The 6148-nt window shown below is 74.2% G+C and carries 3 protein-coding genes; 1 reads left to right on the top strand and 2 read right to left on the bottom strand.

Translation table 11 applies throughout. The annotated features are described in order from the left end of the window. Positions 1-74: 74 nt before the first annotated feature. Both ABT122_RS28925 and ABT122_RS28930 read right to left on the bottom strand, forming a co-directional pair. Complete coding sequence (locus ABT122_RS28925; protein WP_351558298.1) at positions 75-1679, bottom strand: MFS transporter; 1605 nt, start codon at positions 1677-1679, stop codon at positions 75-77. Between the two features lie 123 nt (positions 1680-1802). After that, a complete protein-coding gene (locus tag ABT122_RS28930) occupies positions 1803-2387 on the bottom strand; it encodes an NADPH-dependent FMN reductase (protein WP_351558299.1) in 585 nt (194 codons plus the stop codon). A 240-nt stretch (positions 2388-2627) separates the two neighbouring features. Between ABT122_RS28930 and ABT122_RS28935 the strand changes: the two genes are divergently transcribed. Next, positions 2628-5873 (top strand): AfsR/SARP family transcriptional regulator, encoded by a 3246-nt coding sequence (locus ABT122_RS28935; RefSeq protein ID WP_351558301.1) that lies wholly within the window; start codon positions 2628-2630, stop codon positions 5871-5873. Positions 5874-6148 lie beyond the last annotated feature (275 nt).

Below are 6148 nucleotides of genomic sequence, written 5' to 3' on the forward strand. Positions count from 1 at the left end.
GGAGGGGGCCGGCGCCCGGGCGCCGGCGGGTCCGTCCGATCCTCGGGACGGCCCCGCCGGTCCAACGGGGTGGGTCAGCGGTCCTGCGCGGGCTGGAGCGTGCCCTCGGCCGCGTCCTGCTCGGGCGCCGCCTCCTCCGCGCCGCCGCCGTGACCGCCGCCGCCGTCGACCTTGCGCAGCGCGGTCGTCGCCAGCACCGCGGTGATCGCGGCGAGCGCGGCACAGACGATGCCGACGGTGTTCAGCCCACTGGTGAACGCGTCCCTCGCGGCCTCCAGCACCTGGTCGCCGAGGGCTCCCTGGAGCTTGTCGGCCTCGGCGATGGCGCCTTCGACACTGTTGCGCACGGTGTCGGCGGAGGCCTCCGACAGCCCGTCGGGCGTCGTGATCTTGCTCTGGTAGATCGCGCCGCCGAGGCTGCCGAGCGCGGCCACACCGAAGGCGATGCCGAACTCACCGCTGGTCTCCGAGAGCGAGGCGGCGGAGCCGCCCTTCTCCGGCGGGGCGGAGCTGACCACGAGGTTGGTGCCGAGGGCGCCGATCGGACCGGTGCCGAGGAAGGCGATCACGAAGCCCGCGATGAGCAGCGGCAGACCGCCGGCCGGGTTGACGAAGGCGAGCAGCAGATAGCCGATGGTGGTGACACCGAGGCCGAAGCCGATGACGACACCCATGGGCAGCCGCTTGGTGAGCGTCGGGGCCAGCGTCGCGGCGACGATGGAGACCAGCGCCGACGGCACCATCCACATACCGGCCTGGAACGGCGAGAGGCCCTCGACCATCTGGAGGTAGCCGGAGATGAAGAGGTAGCTGCCGCCCATGGTGACCATGGCGAACATCAGGACCAGCAGCGAGGCCGTGAAGGCGCCGCGCTTGAAGAGGCTGATGTCCATCAGCGGGTGCTCCAGCGTGCCCTGGCGCTTGACGAAGAGCGCGCCGACGGCGAGGCCGACCACGATGGCGAGCGCCGGGACCAGCTCCCAGCCGGAGCGGGCGACCTCCTTGAGGCCGTAGATCATCGGCAGGATCGCGGCGAGCGAGAGCACCACACTGACCAGGTCGATCCGGCCACCGGCCGGGTCGCGGTACTCGGGGAGCACGAACGGGGCCGCGACCAGCAGGATCACCATGACCGGGACGCCGAGCAGGAAGACCGAACCCCACCACCAGTACTCCAGCATCACACCGCCGATCACGGGACCGAGCGCGGTGCCGCCCATGAAGCAGCTGGCCCAGACGGCGATGGCCCGGCCGCGCTGGTGCTCGTCCTGGAACATATTGCTGATCAGGGCCAGCGTGGACGGCATCAGGGTCGCGGCGGCGATACCGAGCAGGGCGCGGGTGACGATCAGCATCTCGGCGCTGGTGGAGAAGGCCGCCATCAGCGAGGTGATGCCGACGACCAGGGCGCCGATCATCAGCAGCTTGCGGCGGCCGATCCGGTCACCGAGGGTGCCCATCGTCACCAGGAAGCCGGCGATCATGAACCCGTAGATGTCCATGATCCACAGGGTCTGGGTGCCCGTGGGGTTCAGTGACTCGGCCAGGTGCGGCAGGGCCAGGAACAGCACGCTCTGGTCGAGCGCGAGCAGCAGGGTGGGCAGCGCCAGTACGCAGAGCCCGGCCCATTCCCGGGCCGTGGCCTTGGGCGGCGCGCCCTTGGGGACGGTCGTTGACATGGATGTTCCTTCCGTGGATCAGCGGGCGCGGGGAGGCTTCGGGGGCCGGGCGGCGTTGGGCGGCGGCGGAGCGGGGGCTCCGGTGCGCGGGCGCGGGGCGGGAGCTGCCGGGAGCGGCGGGGATCAGCCGGGGTACGGGCGCTGCTTGCGGGCGTCCCGCAGGATGTGACCCCACCAGGCGAGCTGGTCGAGCATCGCCTTGGCCGCAGCGGAGCAGCCCTCGGGGTCCTTGGGCTGGCCCTCGTCGTCGAAGAGCTCCCAGTAGTTGGGGAACGCGACCGAGTCACGGACGGTGACGGCGTGCATTCCGGGGAGCACTTCCCGCAGATGGGCCACCGAGCGCAGCCCGCCGGCTATCCCGCCGTAGCTGACGAAGGCGACCGGCTTCGCCTTCCACTCGTCGATGTACCAGTCGATGAGGTTCTTGAGGGAGGCCGGGAAGCTGTGGTTGTACTCGGGCGTGACCATCACGAAGGCGTCGGACCTGGCCAGCCACGGAGCCAGATCCTGAACGGCCTGGGGGGCGGGCACGCTGTCGCTCTCGGGGAGGACATCGGGGAGCCACACCTTGGCGAGGTCGATCACATCGACCTCCAGGTCCTCGCGCTTGGCCGCCTCGGCGGCGATCCACTGCGCCGGTGTGGGGCCGAAACGGCCGGTCCGGATGCTGCCGATGATGACAGCAACGCGCAGACTGCGTTCGGACATCTCGATTCCCCTCGCTCTCTCGGGCTACTGCGGACTCCCACGGTGCGCCGGCGCGCTCCCGGCTCCCTCTCGGTCCGCTCTCGGTCGCTCCCGGAGCGCTCCGGGAGGGGTCCGGCAGGGGTCCGTCCGCTCCCGGCCCGGCCGCCCGGGGTGCGGGCCGCCCCCGTGGCCCGCGGGCGCCCGGTCCCGGTCCGGTATCGATCCTGTCGCCGCACCCCCACGGTGGGTTAGCGTGATCACATGCGTTTCGGGGTGCTCGGTCCGTTGGGTGTGTGGACGTCGGACGGACGGCCGGTCCGGGTGCCGGAGCTCAAGGTCCGCGCCCTGCTCGCCCGTCTTCTGGTGGACCGGGGACACCCGGTCTCCGCCGACCGGCTCATCGACGACCTCTGGGGCACCAAACTCCCGGGCAACCCGGCGGGGGTGCTCCAGAACAAGGTCTGGCAGCTGCGCCGCGCCCTGGAGGACGCCGAACCCGGCGGCCGGGACCTGGTGGTCTCGGTCTCCCTCGGCTCCCCCGGCTATGAACTGCGGGCCGGCTCCGACGCCGTGGACGCCGACCGCTTCCAGGATCTGACGGCCCGTGCCCGGGCCACCGGCGACCCGCGGCAGCGGGCGGCGCTGCTCGCCGACGCGCTCGCGGTGTGGCGGGGGCCCGCCTACACCGACTTCGCGGACGAGGAGTTCACCCGTACCGCCACCGCGCGGCTGGAGGAGCAGCGGCTCACCGCGCTGGAGGAGCAGGCCGAGGCCCGGCTGGAGCTGGGTGAACACGCCCTGGTCGCGGACGAGCTGGGCGATCTGGTGGATCTGCACCCGCTGCGGGAGCGGCTGCGCACCGCCCATGTGCGGGCGCTGTATCTGGCGGGCCGCCAGAGCGCGGCGCTGAGCAGCTACGCCGAGCTGCGGGAGCGGCTCGCCGACCAGCTCGGCCTGGACCCGAGCCCCGAACTGGCCGCGCTGCATCGGGCGATCCTCACCCAGGACCCGGCGCTGACCGCCGTGCCGTCGCCGTCGACCACCGCGGCCCGGCCGCCGTCGAACGTACCGAGCGCGCTCACCGAGCTGATCGGCCGGGACCGGGCGGTCGACGAGCTGCGCTCGGCGCTCACCGCCCACCGGCTGGTGACGCTCACCGGCCCCGGCGGGGTCGGCAAGACCCAGCTGGCGCTGGCGGTCGCCTCCCGGGCCGCCCCGGCCTTCCCCGGCGGGGTCCGGCTGGCCGAACTCGCCGCGCTCGACCCGTCGAGCGGTCTGCGGGACACGGAGGTGCGGGAGCTGGTGGCCGCGCTCCTCGGGGTGCGGGACGACATCTCCCCGCCGCCGTCCGGCGCCGACGGCGGTCCGCTCACCCTGACCGACCGGGTGGTGCAGGCGCTGGGCGAGGAGCCGGCGCTGCTGGTGCTCGACAACTGCGAGCACGTGGTGGACGCGGTCGCGCAGCTCGTGGAGCAGCTGCTCAAGTCGGCGCCCCGGCTGCGGGTGCTGGCGACCAGCCAGATTCCGCTGGGGGTGACCGGGGAGCGGCTGCGGGAGGTGCCGCCGCTGGACGAGGCGGGCGCGCTCCGGCTCTTCGCCGCCCGCGCGCAGGCCGCCGCCCCCCGCTTCGTGCTCGACGACACCAACACCGAGGCCGTCGCGGCGATCTGCCGGCGGCTCGACGGGATTCCGCTCGCGGTGGAGATGGCCGCGACGCGGGTGCGGGTGCTGGGGGTGGCGGAGCTGGCGGCGCGGCTGGACGACCGCTTCCATCTGCTGGCCTCCGGGGTGCGCGGCGCCCCGGCGCGCCAGCGGACCCTGCGGGCGGTCATCGACTGGAGCTGGGAGCTGCTCGGGGAGCAGGAGCGCACGGTGCTGCGCCGTCTCGCGGTGCACGCCGACGGCTGCACCCTCGCCGCCGCCGAGGAGGTCTGCCCCGCCGGGGGCGTGGACCGGGTGGAGGTCCTCGATCTGCTGGCCCGGCTGGTGGAGGGGTCGCTCGTGGTGGTGACCGACACCGCGGACGGGCCGCGGTACCGGCTGCTGGAGTCGGTCACCGCGTACTGCGTCGAACACCTCCGGGAGAGGGGTGAGCTGACCGGGCTCCAGCGGCTCCACCGGGAGTACTACACCGGGCTCGCCGAGCGGGCCGAGCCGCATCTGCGCGGGCACGGCCAGCGGCAGTGGCTGCGGCGGCTGGACGCCGAGAACGCGAATCTGCGCACCGCGCTGGAGAGCGCCGTGCAGACGGGGGACGCGGAGCGGGCGCTGCGGCTGGTGAACGCGCTGAGCTGGTACTGGCATCTGCGCGGGCGCGGCGGCGAGGCCGAGCGCTCACTGGCCCAGGCCCTCGCGGTGCCCGCTCCGGACCCGGCGGACCAGGCGGACCCGGTGGCGCACGCCGCCCGGGTCGCCACGGCGACGGCCTGGCTGGGCGGGGTGCGCCTCGCGCTCGGCGGGAGCGCGGACCCGCTGGCGGAGTACCGGGCGGCGCTGCTGCCGTACGAGGAGGTGAACGACCCGGGCGGGCAGGCGCGGGCGCAGTGGTTCCTCGGCTCGAATCTGTACGGGATCGGCGATCTGACGCCGAGCGAGGAGCTGGTGGCGCGGGCGCTGGGCGCCTTCCGCTCGCTCGGTGACCCCTGGGGGACGGCGGCGGCGCTGGCCAGCCAGGCGTTCCAGGCGAAGCTGCGGGGTGACTTCAGCGGGCTGCGCCGGCACGGCGAGCAGAGTCTGGAGCTGTTCCGGGAACTGGGCGACCAGTGGGGGCAGTTGCAGGCGATGGTGCCGCTCCAGACGCTGGCCGAGGTGGTCGGCGACTATCCGCGCGCCGGGCGGCTGCTGCGGGACGGGCTGCGGACGGCGGAGGAGCTGTCGCTCTGGCCCGAGGTGACCTTCCAGCTCGCGGGGCTCGGGCGGATCGCCCTGCTGACCGGGGATCTGCCGCAGGCCCGGGAGTACCACGAGCGGGCGCGGCGGCTCGCCATCGAGCAGTCCGACACCTTCGGGGAGCAGTTCGCCGAGATCGGGCTCGGGATGGGGGCCCGGCGCGAGGGCCGGCTCGAAGTGGCCGAGACGCACATGGCGAATGTGCTGGCTCTGCACCGGCGGATGGGGTACGAGCCGGAGGCGCCGCCGCTGATCCTCGCGGAGCTGGGGTTCGTCGCCGAGGCGCGGGGGGATGTGGACAGGGCGCTGGAGCTTCAGCTGGACGGGATGGCGACCGCGAGGACCGGGGGTGATCCGAGGGCGGTGGCACTGGCGCTGGAGGGGCTGGCCGGGGCGCAGTCCCTGGCGGGGCACGCCGATCACGCGGCGCGGCTGCTGGGGGCGGCGGCGGGGGCGCGGGCGTCGGTGGGGGTGCCGCTGCCGCGGGGGGAGCAGGGGGATGTGGCGCGGATTGCGGCGCGGGTGAGGGGGGTGCTGGGGTCGCCCCGGTACGAGGCGGAGTTCGCCCTGGGCACGACCCTCACCCCGGCGACCGCCCTCCCCCACCCTTCCCTCTGACCCTTCTCCTCCCCGCCCTTGAGAACGCCCGCCCCAGGCAACCCGAGCGACCCAAGCCCGTCCGGCGATTGAGAACGGACCCCGCGCCACAGGGAGCCCGAGCAAACCAAGCCCGTCCGGCGATTGAGGACGGACCCTGTGCCACGGGCAACCCGAGCGACCCAAGCCCGTCCGGCGATTGAGGACGGACCCTGTGCCACAGGGAGCCCGCACCCTGCGGGCCACGGGGGGGGGGGGGGGGGGCGCGGGGCCCCCCCCCCCCCCCCGGCCCCGGG

Origin of the sequence: Streptomyces sp. NPDC001985, assembly GCF_040296845.1 — a bacterium.
Taxonomy (GTDB): domain Bacteria; phylum Actinomycetota; class Actinomycetes; order Streptomycetales; family Streptomycetaceae; genus Streptomyces.